This window comes from Kaistella palustris DSM 21579 (assembly GCF_000422265.1).
Lineage (GTDB): Bacteria > Bacteroidota > Bacteroidia > Flavobacteriales > Weeksellaceae > Kaistella > Kaistella palustris.
This window is the reverse complement of sequence record NZ_AULL01000012.1, coordinates 419,876-438,166: the sequence shown is the minus strand read 5'-3', so window position 1 is coordinate 438,166 and position 18,291 is coordinate 419,876. Positions and strand designations below refer to the sequence as shown.

Sequence of the window (18,291 nt, the reverse complement as noted above, 5' to 3'; positions counted from 1 at the left end):
ATTTGGACCTTACCACAGTATCAAATCGTTGACACCAGAGCTCCTGCAGAAGTTTTTTTACTTAAAACTGATTATTCGGAAATAAAAAAAGCGGGAAAAATTTCCCGCTTCCACTTAAAAAAATATATAATTATGAACTTGATTTTGCCGACATTTTCTGCATTCTGTGATTTTGCATTTTTTTGCTTCTCTCCTGCATTTTTTCCTGTTTTTTCGTTTCCCATTTCTGGTACTGTTCAGGAGTAAGGATTTGCTTCATCTCAGAATTCCACTGGTTTTTCTGAGCTTTCATTGCCTCCATCTTTGCTTTTCTCTGGGCCTGCATCTGCGGGGCATTTGCTTTTCTTTCTGCCATTTTTTTATCCTGCAGCGCCTTGATCTGCGCAACCTGCGCATTAGAAAGGTTCAACTCGGTCTGCATCATTTTCAATTTGTTTTCACGCATCTGCTCCATTTGTGCCGGATCTTTTTTCTGCATCATTGGAGTCTGTTGTGCCATAGCGAATGTTCCTGTAATGAAGGCCGCGCCTAAAATTAATTTTTTCATTTTCTTATTTTTTATAATTTATTGTTAACTGTTGGTTTGATGTAATGCCTGAACTGAAGTTAAAGAACTGCTATCCTAAAGTTTTGTTAAAACTGCTAAAACACCTGTCAGCAGACGATTTGTTGAAAATATTCCGGATATTTTAAATAAATTTAACTCAGAAAAAAGAGCAGCTTCCGAAAAAGCTGCTCCTCATCACTATTAAAACTAAATCTAAAATTATCGGGAGGTAAACCTGAGTCCCGATGTACTTTTGGGCGCCGAGTTGCGAAGTCCCGGTGCCGGCTTTTGCTGAACCTTGGGAGCGCTTTCAATCCTGCGTTGCGGAGCCGAATTACGTAAACCTGCATCATTATTTCTGAGACCGCTGTTGCTTTGAGGAGCTACTGTTTTGGGTTGTGTAGCTTCCCGCTGCGGAGTGGCATTATTTCTGAAACCATCAACATTGGCTCTGGGAGTAACAGGCGCTACCGTTGAATTCCCCGCCCGGAAACCGTTGTTATTGCTGTTATTCTGTAGCGCTGCATCATTCCTGAAACCGTTCCCCGGCGTACTGGTGTTGCTCTGCGGTGTGTTCTGAAAACCAAACTGCTGTCTTGGAGCCGTCTGATGATATTGCACACGGTCTATACGGTAACGGTTCACATTGATGTTTCTGTACCGCGGCACTACATATATATTGGTTACGTAATGCTGTCTTCTGTAATTCTGATAATATACAACCGGATTATAGCCGCGGTAATAGTTATTTTGAAAAACCACGAAAATCTGTGGACCCATAATTCTCTCCAGTGCATAGAATCTGTCATAATACCATCGGTCCGGATTCATGCGGTAATAACTGTTCCAGGCGGCATAGGTGGGGAAACTGTTATTCAGCATTATAATTTGCTGAACCTGCCACGGCGCTAACTGATATCTAGCAAAAAAACGGTTCCAGTTCACATCGTAGATGCTGCGCTGATAGTCGTTATAGTAACTTTCATACAGATTATTGGTGTAGTAATCTGAAGGATAGTTGTAATAATAATCATCCGGGAAATAAGCGGCATCCTCAGCATCGCCATAGTACGCATAATCGCCTGCCGAATTGGGGTAATAATCGGGATAACTCTGGGCGGAAGTCAGTGCTGCAAAAAACACCGAAAGTCCAAGATATATTTTTTTCATTTTATACTGAATTTGGTTTTTAATACTATTGGTAACAGTTTGGAAAAGTTTCAGATCACTGTAAGGAGTAATTTTTCAATAACCTGTTTTACCTCTTTGTCGTCTGTTTGATGTAAAAATCAAAAAGAAGTTAAAACCGGAGTTTCAACTTCTTTATAAAACACTTTGAATGTGCAATTTACCTAAACCAAAGCGCACATGGCGCCCGTTTTAGTTTCAATAATATTCAAACATTTACTCAATTTAGTTTCTGTTCGAATCGCTGACCCACACAGCTATCTTTTTATTAAATTCCACGTTCTCTTTCAGGTCTTCCAGATTTAGATGCATGCGGTATCGCCAATAGTGCGGGAACTGCGCGGGATCGTTAATCCGCTCATCCGCCATATTGGGATTTGTAAGTTCACTTTCAGTCGCAAGAAATTCCTGGAGCGGAAAAATTGCCAGCATTGCGTTGTTGTACAAATGCTGCTTCATAATGATCTCTGCAAGTTCCGGCTCCAAGTTCCATGGCGCAGTTCCTGCCTGGCCAAGCTGGTGATTAAAGTACTGCTGAGTCAGAGCCCGGTCTTCCTGCCACCATTGGCGCAGCGTTGAACTGTCGTGTGAACTTGCGGTAACCACATTTAAATAACCGGCATTTTTAGGATCATACCACGCAATATTTTCAGAAGGCATGCGCTGTACTTTTAAAGCGGTAATTCCCAACCTGTCCATCACCTGCGGCACGCAGTCCGGTACAAGACCAAGGTCTTCACCACAGATGAGCATATCGGTGGCATTCAGGATTACGGGGAGTTTCTCCATACCTTTTTCGTACCACAATCCTTCCTGCCGATGGAAGAAATAATCATTATAAAGTTCAAATACAGCCTGTTTCTCCCAATCCGGAAGATAGTTAAATGACTCTGTCTTATTAATATTAAATCTGGGGTGGTAGACTGTTTCGCCATCTTCAGTTTCCTCTTTCAAAAACAGCACATTTGCGCAAAGTGAAATCAGCTTTTCTTCCGCCCAGTCACGACGGTTATTTTTAAAATAGTCACTCAGTTTCCGCTGGGTATCGAATTCTTCTTTAAAAGAATACAGGCCGTTAAAATGGTCATTCATAAACTCGCTATGAATCTCGTCGCGGTGTTGCCCGAAGTAATCCCATAAAATCTGATCATTAATATAAGGTTTGCAGTAACGGTCTTCATTAAAGGGAATATGCCTTGCCTCGAATTCGGTTAAACGTACGGGCACAGCGGGATAAAAATAGCCAAGGATTCCCTGCGTGGCACTCATCGGCATCCGCCAAATCCGGAAAAAGCCGAGAATGTGATCGATTCGCATGGCATCGAAATATTGCTCCAGCGCTGTGAAGCGGTTTTTCCACCAAGTGTAGCCATCTTTTTTCATCGCTTCCCAGTTGTAAGTTGGGAATTCCCAGTTCTGGCCCAGGTCGGTGAACTGATCCGGTGGTGCACCCGCCTGAAAATCCATGCCGAAAAGTTCCGGTTCGGTCCACGCTTCAACCGAATATCTGTAAATTCCAATAGGCAGATCACCTTTAACGGAAATTCCGAGACTGTGCGTATAATCTACCGCGTCCTTAAGCTGTAAATGCAACTGATACTGCACCCAGGCATGAAGCATTGCGGTTTCGTAATCTTTATTTTTTGGATCGAAGAATGGCGCAATTTTACCCGCAATATATTTCTTATGGGTTTTCCAGGTGTTGAAATTGGGCGTTTTATATTTGTCCCGCTGCACGCAGAAGGCGGCGTATGGCAACAGCCAGCTCTGATTTTCTTTAATAAATTTCTTAAAACCGCGGTCTTTTAAGATCTGATCTTTATGAGCCCCGAAAACGGCCGCTGCATATTTCCACTTCGCCGAGATGACCGCTTCGTAATCGATAAGATTCAGGGAATTAAGCTCCACTTTTTTCGCTGTAAATTCCGCTGTTAGCGCTGCGGGTAAAGGAAACTCCATTTTATCCAAAGTCAAATACTGCGGATGCAGGGCATAAACGGAGATCGCTGCGTACGGATAAGAATCAGTCCAGGTGTAATTCGCAGTGGTATCGTTGATGGGTAAAATCTGCAGCAGCGAAAGGTTAGTTTCCTTTGCCCAGTCCGCAAGGTTTTTCAGGTCCGAAAATTCACCTACACCAAATCCGTTTTCCGTACGCAGCGAAAATACCGGAACAGCAACGCCGGCTGCATGGTACATTTCGAAAGCCTTGAACCGGAAAAAATGATCAGCCTGGATCTGCAGCACATTTTTCTCGGAATTCGGAAAAGCCCAGCGGTTTTCGCCGTATTCGATATCAAAAACTTGCCCGGAATCCATATCCCTCAGTCCGTATTTGTACTGAATTATTTGGTCCGCTAAAATTTCAACCGCGGTTTCCCAAATTCCAAAATCGGTCTGGGTAAGGATTATTGCTTTTGAATATTCCCAGCTACCCACCGCATCGGCATTGCCGAGCAGTACAACCTGCCAGTTCGGGCGGTAGACAGGAGCCTCTAAACGGAAAAGATGGGTGTGCTTTTTCAATATGGGAACCTTTGCTCCTTTGAAACTGCTTAATGTATTTTTAAGGATTTTATTATTTAAATAATTTTCCGGGAAATTTTTGAGATTCCAAACATCGTAGATCAAAAATTCGTTGTAGGAATGCGGGAAAGTCAAATGATGCAGCGAAAATTCTTCGTCGAGAATCTGGCCGGACTCGTCGGTCAGCAGGTATTTGTATGAAACCGTTTTCGAAAAATAATCGATTTCCGCCGACCAGTTTCCGTTTTCGGTATAACTTAAGGAATATATTTTATCCTCGGACCCTTCTTCCAGGAGGCAAACCTGCAGATTCTCACCGACTTTCGTTCGGAAATTAATGTTAAGATATAATTTCATATAAAGTTTTCTTTGATGTCTGCAATTTAGGAAATTCTTAAAGAAACTAAGGACAAAAACGAGGGATTATATAATTTTGAAAACCACTTTAACAACTAATAATCACATACTTACAACATTAAATTGTAAACATGCGATTTATCAGTGTAAATGAAAAGTGTTTTTGAGGAAACAAAAAAACCTCTCTTAAAAATTATTTAAGAAAGGTTGAAAATTATAAAAAATATATTCCTACGAAATTGAATAACTCGTACCGTCACGGCCATCTTTCAGCTCAATACCTTCGGCGAGCAAACGGTCGCGGATCTGGTCTGAAAGATCGAAATTTCTGGATTTTCTTGCCTGGTTCCTTAGATCGATCAAAACCTGCAAAGTTTTATCAAGTTTTTCATTATTGTTTTCTTCGATATTTTCAAGACCTAAAACATCAAATATAAACCCGTGCATCAGCTTTTTAAGTTCTTCCAGATCTTCGGAAGTAAGCGTGTCTTTTTCATCTTTCAGCTTAAAGATCACATTTACCGCTTCAAAGATATGAGAAATGAGGATCGGCGAATTAAAATCGTCGGTAAGCGCCGCGTAGCATTTTTCCTTCCACGATTTTATATCGAAACTTGAAGCGGTGCCGGTTTTAAATTCAGTAGTTGAAAGCAGTTTCATCGCTTCCATCAGACGCTGGAACCCCTTTTCACTGGCAATCATTGCTTCGTTTGAAATATCTAAAACGCTGCGGTAATGCGCCTGCATAAAATTAAATCTTACAACAGCCGGATGGAACGGTTTTTCGAAAAAATCGTTGCTGCCGGAAACCAGTTCCATAGGCAGAATATAGTTGCCGGTTGATTTACTCATACGCTGGCCATTCATAGTCAGCATATTGGCATGCATCCAGTAATTTACAGGTTCCGTACCATTGCAGGCTTTACCCTGAGCCACTTCACACTCGTGGTGCGGAAATTTCAGGTCCATTCCGCCGCCGTGGATATCGAATTTTTCACCAAGATATTTAGTCGACATGGCAGTACATTCCAAATGCCAGCCAGGGAAACCTTCGCCCCACGGAGAATTCCAGCGCATGATGTGTGCGGGTGAAGCAGACTTCCAAAGCGCAAAATCCTGGGGATTTTTCTTTTCCGACTGACCGTCGAGATCACGGGTATTTGCAAAAAGTTCCTCGATATTTCTGCGGGAAAGTTCACCATAATTCAGCCCGCGCCTGTTATACTCCAAAACATCAAAGTAAACGGAACCGTTGCTTTCGTAAGCAAAACCTTTCGCAATGAGATCCTGCGTAAGTTCGATCTGCTCCAGGATATGTCCTGTGGCAGTAGGCTCGATTGTGGGTGGCAGCAGGTTGAAAACTTCCAGAACTTTGTGGAAGTCCACCGTATATTTCTGCACGATCTCCATAGGTTCCAGCTTTTCGAGCCGCGACTGTTTCACGAACCGGTCGTTTGCCACGTCACCATCGTCGGTTAAGTGTCCGGCGTCGGTAATGTTGCGCACGTATCTTACATTGTAACCGAGATGTGTGAGCGTGCGGTAAATAAAATCGAAGGACATGAAAGTACGCACATTTCCCAAATGAACATTGCTGTACACCGTAGGTCCACAAACATACATCCCTACGCTGTTTTCGTGTAGTGGTTTAAAGATTTCCTTTTCTCCCGACAGGGAGTTATATATTTTGAGTTCCATGTGTTAAAATTGATTTAAGACTGATGAGCAAATAAGTCTGAAGCGGATCATTTAATCCAGTTTTGCGTGACTTCCTACGTAATGCAGGAATTCCTGGCGGGTAATAGGATTGGTGCGGAATATTCCGCTCAGTTCCGCGGTTATGGTGGAACTTGCTGTGTCCTTGATCCCGCGGCAGTTTACGCACAGGTGTTTTGCATCTATGATACACGCAACATCGGTCGTTCCCAGGGCAGATTTCAGCGCATCTACGATCTGCATGGTGAGCCGCTCCTGAACCTGCGGCCGTTTTGCATAATAATCCACAAGACGGTTAATTTTCGAGAGTCCAATAACCTGACCTTTGGAAATATAGGCCACATGCGCTTTACCAATGATCGGCAGAAAATGGTGTTCACAAAATGAATAAACCGTGATGTCTTTTTCAACAAGCATTTGGCGGTATTTGTATTTATTCGAAAAGGTAGAAATACCGGGCTTATTATCAGGAAGCAGGCCACCGAAAATTTCGTTCACATACATTTTTGCAACGCGCCTTGGTGAGTCCTTCAATGAATCATCGGTCATATCCATGCCCAAAGTCTCCATTATCTGATGGAAGTGCTCCTGGATAATTTCGATTTTCTCAGCTGGTGTTTTATCGAAGGCATCGCTGCGAAGTGGCGTATGTTCTTTGCCGGTAAAGATATCGTCGTCATTATCAATTTCCTGATCCATTTTGTAAAATATAAGAAGACAAAATTAAGAATTTAACTTTAATAAAAAGTGCAGAGAATTTCCAGTGAAAAGCAGTAATTCCGTTAAAGAATATTTCTAAAGCAACTGCCGAATATTACTTTCAGAAATAGTTGTGAAGGACAGGCTGCGTAAATCATTAAACAAAAAATCCCTCTCAAAAAGAAAGGGATTGAATTTAAACCGTTTGATCATTAATTCTAAAAACCGCCGCTTCCCGAGAAGGTAAACGTGGCAGAAAGTCCGGCACGTATGGTAGAAAGTGGGAACGCTGTAGAAATTTTGTATTTCGTTAATAACTGGTCATAGAAAAAACGGAGGTTAAAGTTCTGCGACATTTGGTAATCTGCAGAAAGTTTAATGCTCATCATTCTCTGTCCTCCGGTGATCTGCGAATCATTCTGAAGGATATTTGTAATTCTCGTCTGGCTGTCGCGCAAAGAGAAATCGCCACGTATGTTCAGGTCACTTTTAATGGTTTTGGCTTTGCCTTTAAAATTAAGTTTCATTTTCAGGTCCTTAATGATGTAGCCGAAACCTACAATATATTCCTTGCCGGTATCTTCGGTAAGCGTATGGTTTACCAGACCGAGCATGAAGAGTCTGTCGCGGTTATACTGTGCGCGGAACTGCATATTGTTTCTCATGGTCACATCGGCGCCGATCAGTGGCGAAAACGCTTCCACATAGCCCACCTGTGAGAAAGTGTATGGATTAAATTCATTCCCGAAACTGTCGGTCGACGGCGCTGAAGCATTGTTTTGCATATTGTAGTAATCTACGCTCGACTGAATTCCGGTGGCTGTGTATGTTGACGTCTAGCCATGAAGAATATCAAATTTTGAAAACTGGCTGTTAATTAGCGGTATATTCTTTAAACCTGAATATGTTACACGCCAGTTTGGAAGCGGGAAACCTGCCTTTTTAGGATCTGAAAGTTCGCCGTTTACAGATTTACCTTCTACAGCGGCCTGAAATGCAGGAATTAAAATATAAGAATCCGCTAGACCTTTTCCGTTTGCAAAATCTACAGGATCGTAAACTCCACCCGACTGCTGGTAGATCTGTTTGGCATTTTCATACATCGTATCATAAATACTTTTTCCGTCGGTAAATGCTGTGCGGAAAGTCCAGGCTGTACGCGAGTAACTGATCAGATCGGTTCCAAACGAATTCTGGAAGCCAGGCATCACCGGATCAGCATCTACGTTGAAACCGCCCTGGATAAAGTTGCTGTTATAATTTTTAAGGAAATTCACATCGATTCGGAAATCATTTACAGGCATGATCTGCACATTGGCCAGGAAGTTCTGGCTTTTGAGCTGCGAGTAAGGATCATTCATATAAACCGAATTCGAAACCCAGCCATTCTCGATGACCGTGCGGCGGATATCTGCCTGCGAACCCAGAAGGAAGCCATAAGTTGGCCCGCCCAAAGTCTGGCCGTAACCATACCAGTTCGGCGCAGAAAGCAAGCCGGGAAGTACAGTTCCGTTGTTTTCATTATAAGAGACATCCAACTGTTTGATGGAAGTCAGCGCAAAGGCAATACTTTGGAACGGATTCAGTTTATTCTTGAATTTATAACTCTTGAAGCTTTTCTTTTTGCCCTTCTTCTGCCAGGCAAGATTATACGCATTGTTTAGGGAATCAATCTCCTGCTTGCGTTTCTGCATAGTGGTATTGATCTTCTGGAAGTACTTGAACTTGCTGAAGAATTTCGGCACATCAACAGTCGAAGTCGCTACGATATTATTGGTATTCTGGCCAATGCTGCCTAGACTTTCGATCTGATTTGTTTCCGGATTTACAAAATTCGTGAGCGTGGTACTCCGCGCGTTCCAGTTGTACGTAAATCCATAACCAAGTTCGGCATTGATGAAATCCAGATATGGCAGATACTCAAACGGGAATCTGTAGTTCAGCTGTACGCGGTGATTGTAGAGAACAGGCCGGCCGGCGCGGAAGGGATCGGTGAAAATAGATCTGTTGTTCATATCGAACACATTCAGATTATCATTCAGCGTGCGCATGGCGGAATTGATCTCGAGTTTCAGCGATTTGGTAAAGATAAACCCGAGGCCATACTGCCAACCGAAATAGAAATTTCTGTTTTTAATGACATCAAAATCCTGAGCCGAATTTCCATTAAGGATAGCCTCAATATTTCTGAATTCGAGCTCGTTGTAATTTCTGTCGATTTCTGTACGGAAAGACAGCCTTGTAGGAACAGGATTAAAATTAATTTCCTTGATCGGTCTTAAATATTTATATGCTTTCGCAGTATCGCTTACAATTTTGTTGAAAGGTCTTAGTACCCACGGTTTGAAGCTGTAATTGTAATCAACGTAGCCACGCAAATATTGGCGGTAGTTTTTCTTGGTATACACATCGCGGAAAAAATCATCATTATAAACCGCGGTTACCGAAAGATTTTCTACATCGTAGAATTTGGGCTTTTTGTTCGGGTTCATTCTTTCCTTACGCATATTTACCACACCTACGCTTCTTTGTTGGGTATAGGTCCGTGCGACTTTTTTCAGTTCCTCTTTATTTGGAGCCTCTTCAAAAGTGACGTCATTATCCAGCGGATTATATTTTGGATCTTCAATGGTTTGGGTGTAGGAATAGTTCACCGGAATTTTCATACCTATTTTTTCCGGCAGGAACTTATCTACGTTCACAGTTGTATTGATGTTGACCGCCGATAGTTCAGACTGTGCGCGCTCCGCAGGTTTCTCGGTAATTCCGCCGAAACCGATCGTGGAGAACGAAGCATTGGCATTGACCAGGGCAAAATCACCAAGGTTAAAATTAAGGCTTGCATTTCCGGCATAACCGCCTTTGTTTTCAATTTCCGACAGACGGATTTCATTCACCCAAAGAACGATATCTTTGGAATTGACCGGATCTGTATTCCGCACACCGAGCATAATATTGGTTACGTTCCCCAGGCTTGGGCGACCTTTAATAAAAATCTTTTTATTCGGATCTATGCTGTTGAATTCATTGTCTTCCGTGCGCTCATCAATTGCGACCTGGGAATTCTGATCGCGCCGCAATTTGGCATCCACAAAATTTTGAATGGCCAGATTAATGGTGTTTTCAGATGGCCAGATCTCCATCGGTGAAGTGGCATTTCTTGCGGTATATTTTAATGAGATCTCGTATTCATAATAGTTGTCCGTCGCATCGCTGCCAAAACGGATAAAGAATTTGGCATTGGGATCCAGGCTGCTGCTTTGTGCATTATTGCGTACATCTTCGGCATGAACAAAAAGTTCCAGATTTTTATAGCGGCGCATATCCAACGCTACATTCTTGAAAACACCTCGTGAAGTCTTGGCCTCCAAAGGCGAGGTTTTCAGATAAAGCGAAGCTTCGTTTTGTCGTTGCGCACCCGCTGTACCGCTTAACACCTGTCTTTCGATTCCCGGCGGCAGAACGTAAGGCGGCTGGTTCAGACCGTTCTCCTCAAGATTCACACTACCCACATCCAGGTTTTTATTATCGACCGGATTCACACCTTCGGGATCTGTATCCACTGTCGCTATATCTTTGGTATATTTTCTCCAGTCACTTCGAACAAGGTCAAATGTCCCAAAACGAATTGTAGAAGTCTGGTCGAAACCGGTCAGGAGCATTCTGGCAAAACGCACATTATTAAGAATAGAAAGATCTTTTACACCGCCTTCATTTGCGCCGGTATCAAACTGCGTAACAGGAACACGGTAGAGATACCATTTGTTTTTACCGGTCTGACCATTTTGAAATTTTACTTCCACCTCTTTTTCATCCACAATAAATTTCTGGCCTAAACCAAGGCTTGATTTATCGAGGTTAATGGTGTACTGCGTATAATTTTCGTTTTGATCCAGATTGTAATCGCGGTTGATATCTTCAGCATCGGGAGTTTGGGTAGCAACCTCCAGCGTATTACTCTGTGAATTCCCCTCTACGCCGCGGAAATATTTATACCGCTCGGAAACCGACGAACTCTGCGGACCCTGAAATTTATCGGAAAGATAAAATACAAAATCATCGGAAGCCGGATCTGCAAGATTGGTGACAGGATTTATAAAATTGGTTCCGAATTTAGCGGCTTCGCCCTGCGCATCTAAACCATCGTAGCCGAGATCCTGTGCAGTTCTTTCTTCGTTTTCGGTAGAAAAAGCGTACAGAATCGGATATTGGTTTGGCTGCGTTCCCCAGTTTGTAGTGGTCGTATTTGCGGGAATATTAGGTGTGGGCAAACCGTTTTCATACTGCAGTTTTCCGTCTTTCAGTACATCTTCGCTTACATTTCCCAGCTGCAGTAAGAGTTTAGGATTTGCACCCAGCGAATTTCCATCAGCATAAGGATCCATCATCCAGAATTCCACATACTCGATGTTTGAATTAATGAAATTCGAAACCGATATCGGCCTCATCAGTCCGGCCCAGCGTTCCTGCGTAGATTCGCTGTTTTGATTTACGTTATAAGGTCCTCTTTCCTGCGGAAAATAAGTGATATCGAAAGTATTGGTGTATAACTGTTCGCCTGCTACGAAATCCCTTGAGTTATAAAGTTCCTTTGTCTGAACGCGTCGCGAAGCGTGATTAGAAACTGCCTGCGCATTGATTCCGTTTGGTGCAGCACCGCCAATTCCATAAAATCGCGGATCAATGTTGTACCAGGTAAGCAAACCCCGGCCGTTCCCGTGTGCAAGATTATCATTCAGATTACCATTAGAAAAATAAGGTTCAGGGTTTTTTTCGGGCTTCGAAGCCAGACTCCACATCGCAGGTTCTTTTAAGGAGATTTTCGAGGTGGTTTGCTCGAAATCATCGATATAAGACTGATTGCCAATGCCGTTATTTTGACCTGGAATAAGATACGCGCCTTCGGCTACAAAACTAATATTTGATGGTGCTTCTGTATTTACAAAAGGAATTTTATCTGTAAGCCTTGTCAGGAATGGTAACTCATTGTTGTACAAAATATTAAATCCGGCCATCGTATTGTTCACCGCTTCCTGCCCAAAGTTTACTTTCTGGGTTAACGGCGTTTCGGCGTAGTTCACCACGGTTCCACCAATGGTTAAATGTTCGTTGAATTTTCTTTCGAGATTTAAACCTAAAAATCTTTTTCGCTGCGTGTTGAAAGTGAGCTGATTCTCCAGTGAAATATTGATCGCCTGGCCCGATTGTTTCACAGCTTCATTAATGATATTCACCGTTCCCAACATGTAATCGACGGTATAATCAATACCTTCCTGAAGCTGAACACCATTTGCAGTAACTTTTACCGAACCCTGCGGCACGTTGATCGCGCCGAGAGAAATCCCTGAACCCTGCGAACCTTTGAACCGCCCCTCCAGTGTGTAGCCTAAGGCGAGACGGTTTTCCGCCGCCACATTTTTAAACTGATCATACAGCTCATTAAAAACAAACTTGGGATCGCTGCTGCCAAGAACGCCCTGCAGATACGCGCCGAACGGCTTCGCTTTAGTAAAAATGATTTTTCCGTCCTCAGGATCAACCGTAATTCCCGGTACAAAATCGAAAATACCATCGCCCGTGGTCGTACCGTTTTGCTGCAAGTCATTGTTCATGTTCAGCCGGTCCCAGTTGAAGAGTTTCAGCAGGTTGGTATTTTCTACCGCTGTGCCTGGCAGGTAATTCACTTTGCCATTTTGGGCATCACGCAGATAGACATTCAACAAAAAACCATCACTGTTGATCTGATTGGTGTTTAAAGAATAAATATTCTTCATCATCAGATCCCACATCGGGGTGGTGGTGGTGGTTTTTGTATTGGATTTTAAAAGTTTTGTGATGAGCACGGGACTTTCTTCCGAAAATTCCCCAACCTTGTACACTTTGCTGTCACCATTCAGCGTAAATGAATAGGATACTGCAAGGAGCTGATTATCATTAAGCCGCTGATTCAGGGATATATATCCCAACTGCGGATGGAACCTGAATTCGTTTTGGTTCAGTTTTCGGGCTTTCCGGTTGAATATAAACTGTTCGCCATCGGTGTATGTTTCGGGAGAACCGTTGGCATTCGGAAAAGACTGCCCGTTGATGGCGTTGTATGCCGTATTGATATCCCTGATGCCGGCACCAAGATTCACAATTCCCTGATAAAGTCCGTTTTGTGAATTATCGGGAAAACCGCTGATTCCTTCACCCAGATCACGGATACCCAAAATCCCTTTCTGATCCTGAAGATTGCCCGAACCCTGGTCTAAAACCCAGGCTTCAATTCTGGTTATATTGATCCGCGAATTGATCTGCGGATAATTCAGTAACGCATTGTCGTAACTGTCAAGGAAATAATGGCCAAGATAATAGTGCTGATTGTCTTCATAATCAATGGCATTAAGTTTAAAAGTGTTCATCACGCCGCCGCCCTGCGCAATGATATTCCGCGCCTCACCCTGCTGTTGGGAGAAAACGAGAGTTCCGTAGGTTTTGCCCAGCTGAAATTCTGTCTTAAGACCAAACAGCGATTCCGAACCGCGGATCAAACTGGTAGAAAGCGGCATATTTACATTTCCAAACTCGACTCTCTTTATAATCTTATCTTCGCCACCGGTAGTTTTGTCATTTAAACCTTTGGTCTGCAGATCTTTCCAGGTGCCTTTTGCCTGCCACACGAGATTCATCCGGTTTTCGAAAGCAAAGCCACTCTGTGTATCGTAGTTGGCTTTAAGCTGCAGGTTTTCACCTACTTTACCTAAAAGTCCGAGCTGAATTCTCTGTTGAATGTCGATTGCAAAATTGGTACGGTTTTGCGGCAGAATTAATGGATTATCAATTTTCTGATAAAGCCCGCCTATATCGAATGAGGCGAAACCCTGCGGAATGATTTCAATTTTATTTCCGCCAAACAGGGATTCGAAAAGTTTGTTCTTGATATTTAAACTTGGCAGCAGACCTTTTTTCACCGCATCGGACTGATCCTTGCGGTAGCCGAGATTGTTGGTGGCAGATTTTTCGTTATAATATGCGCTCAACTGATTGTTAAGCATATACTGATTATACTCCGCTGTGGTCATGGAAACCGGATTGCCAACCACCATATTTCCAATTTTCGGGTAAAGGAAATACATGCCGCTGGTCACATCGTAAAAAGCTTCGTAGCGCGTAGGATTGGGTATGGAAAAATCCTGACGTACGGACACACTATCCTCTGGTTTGATCTGTGCAAATGCGCTCGCAAAAGAAAAAAACAAGAAAATAAAAACTAGAAATCTATGCTGAAAAAAATTATTCTTCTCCAAATGTTAAATATTTTTTAAAATTTGCTTTACCAAATCTTCCACTGAAAGATCGGGTGTTTGCTTTAGAATACGGTCTGCAATCTTCTCGCTCATCTTTTTTGGTATGCCCAAAACCTCTAAAGCAGATAACGATTCATGTTTAACTTTATTATTTACAAATGTAGAAATATTTTCACCGGAATCCTTGAATTTTTGGACTTTATCCCGCAGATCCACAATGATTCTCTCAGCGGTTTTGGTACCGATTCCCTTCACTTTCTGAAGCAGTAAACTATTGTTGGTAAGTATGGCTGAGGCGATCTCGTTGTTACTTAATGACGACAGCATAATGATCGCTGAGACCGGTCCTACTCCGTTAACACTAATTAACAGATTGAAGAGTTCTTTCTCTAAAATAGTGTTAAAACCAAACAGCAGATGTACATCCTCGCGGATGATCTGCTGTATGTTTAAAAACGTTTCTTTACCCAAAACCAATTTTTCCGAAGTCTGTAAACTGATCCCGACATAATAGCCGACACCGTTCACATCAATAACCATGGAGGTTGGGTGAAGCTCCTGAACAATTCCTTTTAACGAATAAACCATTTTTTTTCTTTGTGTTGAATCTAAATTTTTATTGTGAGAGTTCGCGGCGCTGCGCATCCAGAACGGCAATAGTCGCAAGATTCACAATTTCGTCTACACTCGCCCGCATCTGTAAAACATGAACCGGTTTTTTTAAGCCCATTAAAATTGGACCTACAACCTGCGCGACATTGAGTCCGCGTATAATTTTATAAGAAATATTCGCACTCTCCAGGTTCGGGAACACAAAGACATTTGCCGGTGTTGTTCCTAATTTTGAGAACGGATAATCTGAAAGCAGATCAGCATTTAAGGCAAAATCCGGCTGTATTTCACCATCCACAACCATATTTGGGAATTTCTCATGAAGTATAGAAACCGCCTTGGCTACTTTTTTCGATGTCTCCGACACGCTTGCGAAATTTTCAAATGACAGCATTGCGATCCTTGGATCTACCGCAAAAGTTTTCACGGTCATTTCCGACATTCTTGCAATATTCACCAGGTCTTCGGCACTTGGATTTGGATTAAGTGAAGTATCAGCAAAAAACAGAGGCTTTTTATCCGTAAGGATCATCATCATCGATGAAATTTTGTCTACGCCTTTTTCCTTTTCAATGATCTTTAAAACCGGTTTTATGGTTGATGCGTAATTTTTGGAAAAACCTATGATCAGTGCATCGGTATCGCCGTGATGCAGCATGAGCGGACCAAAATAATCACGCTGGCGCACATAACGTTTTGCCTTATATTCGTTCATGCCTTTTCTCTGGCGCAGTTCCCAAAGTGTCTGGCGATATCTGATGCGGTTTTCCTCCTGGTCTTCATCCATCGGATCTACGATCGGCACATCGATATTGATCCCGAATTTTTTCATCTGTTCGCGCACATATTTTTTCTCACCCATCAGGATCGGGAACGCAATGCCTTCCTCATAAAGGATCTGTGCAGCTTTCAACACATTGTATTCCTCTGCATTGCCTAGTGTTACGCGTTTTGGATTTGAACGTGCTCGTGTCTGCATCATTCTGAGTAATTTCTCGTCGCGACCCATTCTGTCGAGAAGCGCAGTCTCATACTCATCGAAATTTTCGATTGCTTTGCCGGCGATTCCGCTTTCCATTGCAGCTTTTGCCACAGCGATAGAAACTTTGGTAATAAGTCGGTTATCAAATGGTTTCGGTATAAAATATTCGCGACCGAAATTCAGACCTTTTAAATTATATGCCAGGATCACAGCTTCGGGAACAGGTTCTTTTGCAATTTGCGCGATCGCCCGCACGGCGGCAAGTTTCATAGCTTCATTGATTCCGGTAGCCTGCACATCGAGCGCACCGCGGAAAATGTACGGGAATCCGAGGACGTTGTTTACCTGATTAGGATAATCGCTTCTGCCCGTTGCCATAATAGTATCGGGACGCGTTTCCATAGCGAGCTCATACGCAATTTCGGGATTTGGATTGGCAAGACCGAAAACAACAGGATTTTCTGCCATAGACCGCAACATATCAGCAGTCATCACATCTGCTTTTGAAAGACCGATAAACACATCAGCATCTTTCAGCGCATCTGCTAAAGTTTCCTTTTCTGTATTGGCTATAAACTGTACTTTTTCAGGTGTCAGGTTTTCGCGTCTGTTGGTGATAACGCCTTTGGAGTCGCACATAAGCACATTTTCTGCTTTAAGTCCGAGTTCTAAATACAGTTTTGTACACGCTATAGCTGCGGCGCCGGCGCCATTGACAACCATTTTTACATCCTCGATTTTTTTGCCGGCGATTTCAAGTGCATTTAACAATGCTGCCGCCGAAATAATTGCCGTTCCGTGCTGATCATCGTGCATTAAAGGAATCTGAAGTTCCTGTTTCAGGCGCTGCTCAATGTAGAAAGCTTCAGGTGCTTTAATATCTTCCAGATTGATCCCACCAAAAGTTGGCGCGATGCCTTTAACAATATCAATAAATTTATCAGGATCTTTTTCATTGATTTCAATATCAAATACATTGATGTCGGCAAATATCTTAAACAGAAGCCCTTTTCCTTCCATGACGGGTTTTGAAGCTTCAGCACCGATATCGCCCAACCCTAAAACCGCAGTACCATTGGAAATTACCGCTACCAGATTTCCTTTGCCGGTATATTCGTAAGCCAGTTTCGGATTCTTTTCGATCTCAAGACAGGGAATTGCAACACCGGGAGAATATGCAAGGGAGAGATCTCTCTGCGAGGAATGCGGTTTGGAAGGGATAACTTCGATTTTTCCCTTCGGTTCAATACTGTGATAATCTAGTGCGGCCTGATTGAAATTTTTCTCGTCGCGGTTGGTTTTTGTTGACATTTTGGTTTTGTCCGGGAGTAAAAGTGGACAAGCTTTTTAATATGTTAAAAAAAATTCTGCAAATTACAGGAGTCTGCGAATTTCGTGATTTTAAGTCAGATTTAAAATATATTCGGTATGATATGCTACCAGACTTTCGATGGGTTTCTGCACGACTTTTCCGATTTTTAAATTCAGTTCTGCGGCAGCTGAGCGTAAAATATCTTCATAAATATAGGCAATGAAACCTATGAAATTAATTTCCACCTCGTGGGCTTCGGGATAAGGAAGCACCTGATAATCCAGGAAATTTTTCATCTCATCAAAAACCATATTCTGAAAATAAGGATGATGTTTCCGCTCGGCAATAAACTGGTTAAACGCCCCTAAATAAGCGTTGGCTCTGGGATTATGGTACATGTGTTTAATGGCATCTTCGATGGTAAGGTTATATGTCGCTTTGAAATCGCGTTCCAGATCGCCGGGAAGCTTTTTCATAAAAAAACGCCGCAAAAGATGTTTTCCCAAAGCACTTCCGCTACCTTCATCACCGATCAGAAAACCCAATGAAGGCAGATCGACACGGATTTTTTCACCATCGAAAAAACAGGAATTGGAACCCGTTCCTAAAATACAGACCATGGCAGGTTTACCATTGTAGGCGGCGTACGCGGCGGCCGTCATATCTTCTTTCACCGAAATGTCTGCCTGTGGAAATGCGTAGGTCAGCTCATTGTGAACCTTGTGTACGTTTTCGGGAGTTCCGCAGCCGGAGCCGTAAAAAAAAATCTTTTCAATGTGATTTTTCAGAAAGAAAAGTTCTTCGTTCTTATCAATCTCGCGTCCAATAAATTCAGGATTGATGATATTTGGATTGAAACCCAAAGTTGTGGTTTTGCAGTGCGGTTCTCCCGAATTCTGCAGAATTACCCAGTCACATTTCGTGGAGCCGCCGTCAACAATGGCAATCATATAGTTTAAACTTTAAGGCGCTAAAATATTAAAATTAATTTTAAGGATAGAACCGCGACCAAATGCGGTATTTTACCATACAATTCAAAAAAAAAAGCAATCCGGGCGGACTG

8 protein-coding genes and 1 pseudogene are annotated in these 18,291 nt (G+C 42.6%); all 9 read right to left on the bottom strand.

What is annotated here, in order from left to right; translation table 11 throughout:
• Nucleotides 1-130: 130 nt before the first annotated feature.
• The 9 genes and pseudogenes from H562_RS0103165 to H562_RS0103125 all read right to left on the bottom strand — a co-directional run bounded on the left by H562_RS0103165 (nt 131) and on the right by H562_RS0103125 (nt 18,178).
• Nucleotides 131-547 carry a hypothetical protein gene (locus tag H562_RS0103165; RefSeq protein ID WP_027376183.1) on the bottom strand — a complete coding sequence of 139 codons (417 nt, stop codon included), beginning with the start codon at nt 545-547 and terminating at the stop codon, nt 131-133.
• Nucleotides 548-766: 219 nt separating this feature from the next.
• Entirely contained in the window at nt 767-1,717 is a 951-nt protein-coding gene (locus tag H562_RS15315) for a hypothetical protein (protein ID WP_156831954.1), read from the bottom strand.
• 243 nt (nt 1,718-1,960) lie between these two features.
• Nucleotides 1,961-4,618, bottom strand: a complete 2,658-nt coding sequence (locus H562_RS0103155) for a 4-alpha-glucanotransferase (protein ID WP_027376182.1) — start codon at nt 4,616-4,618, stop codon at nt 1,961-1,963.
• 231 nt (nt 4,619-4,849) lie between these two features.
• Nucleotides 4,850-6,316 (bottom strand): cysteine--tRNA ligase, encoded by a 1,467-nt coding sequence (gene cysS, locus H562_RS0103150; RefSeq protein WP_027376181.1) that lies wholly within the window; start codon nt 6,314-6,316, stop codon nt 4,850-4,852.
• A 51-nt stretch (nt 6,317-6,367) separates the two neighbouring features.
• Nucleotides 6,368-7,033 (bottom strand): GTP cyclohydrolase I FolE, encoded by a 666-nt coding sequence (folE, locus tag H562_RS0103145; RefSeq protein WP_027376180.1) that lies wholly within the window; start codon nt 7,031-7,033, stop codon nt 6,368-6,370.
• 218 nt (nt 7,034-7,251) lie between these two features.
• A pseudogene (gene sov, locus H562_RS14565) lies at nt 7,252-14,322 on the bottom strand (T9SS outer membrane translocon Sov/SprA).
• Between the two features lie 3 nt (nt 14,323-14,325).
• On the bottom strand, nt 14,326-14,910 hold the full coding sequence (ruvA, locus tag H562_RS0103135; protein ID WP_027376179.1) for a Holliday junction branch migration protein RuvA: 585 nt from the start codon (nt 14,908-14,910) through the stop codon (nt 14,326-14,328).
• Between the two features lie 28 nt (nt 14,911-14,938).
• A complete protein-coding gene (locus H562_RS0103130; RefSeq protein ID WP_027376178.1) occupies nt 14,939-17,227 on the bottom strand; it encodes an NADP-dependent malic enzyme in 2,289 nt (762 codons plus the stop codon).
• Between the two features lie 90 nt (nt 17,228-17,317).
• Nucleotides 17,318-18,178 (bottom strand): BadF/BadG/BcrA/BcrD ATPase family protein, encoded by an 861-nt coding sequence (locus tag H562_RS0103125; RefSeq protein ID WP_027376177.1) that lies wholly within the window; start codon nt 18,176-18,178, stop codon nt 17,318-17,320.
• Nucleotides 18,179-18,291 lie beyond the last annotated feature (113 nt).

Excerpts from the sequence above, each read along its gene's own strand:
- H562_RS0103165 (WP_027376183.1), bottom strand. The coding sequence starts at position 547 with ATGAAAAAATTAATTTTAGGCGCGGCCTTCATTACAGGAACATTCGCT.
- H562_RS15315 (WP_156831954.1), bottom strand. The coding sequence starts at position 1,717 with ATGAAAAAAATATATCTTGGACTTTCGGTGTTTTTTGCAGCACTGACT.
- H562_RS0103155 (WP_027376182.1), bottom strand. The coding sequence starts at position 4,618 with ATGAAATTATATCTTAACATTAATTTCCGAACGAAAGTCGGTGAGAAT.
- cysS (WP_027376181.1), bottom strand. The coding sequence starts at position 6,316 with ATGGAACTCAAAATATATAACTCCCTGTCGGGAGAAAAGGAAATCTTT.
- folE (WP_027376180.1), bottom strand. The coding sequence starts at position 7,033 with ATGGATCAGGAAATTGATAATGACGACGATATCTTTACCGGCAAAGAA.
- ruvA (WP_027376179.1), bottom strand. The coding sequence starts at position 14,910 with ATGGTTTATTCGTTAAAAGGAATTGTTCAGGAGCTTCACCCAACCTCC.
- H562_RS0103130 (WP_027376178.1), bottom strand. The coding sequence starts at position 17,227 with ATGTCAACAAAAACCAACCGCGACGAGAAAAATTTCAATCAGGCCGCA.
- H562_RS0103125 (WP_027376177.1), bottom strand. The coding sequence starts at position 18,178 with ATGATTGCCATTGTTGACGGCGGCTCCACGAAATGTGACTGGGTAATT.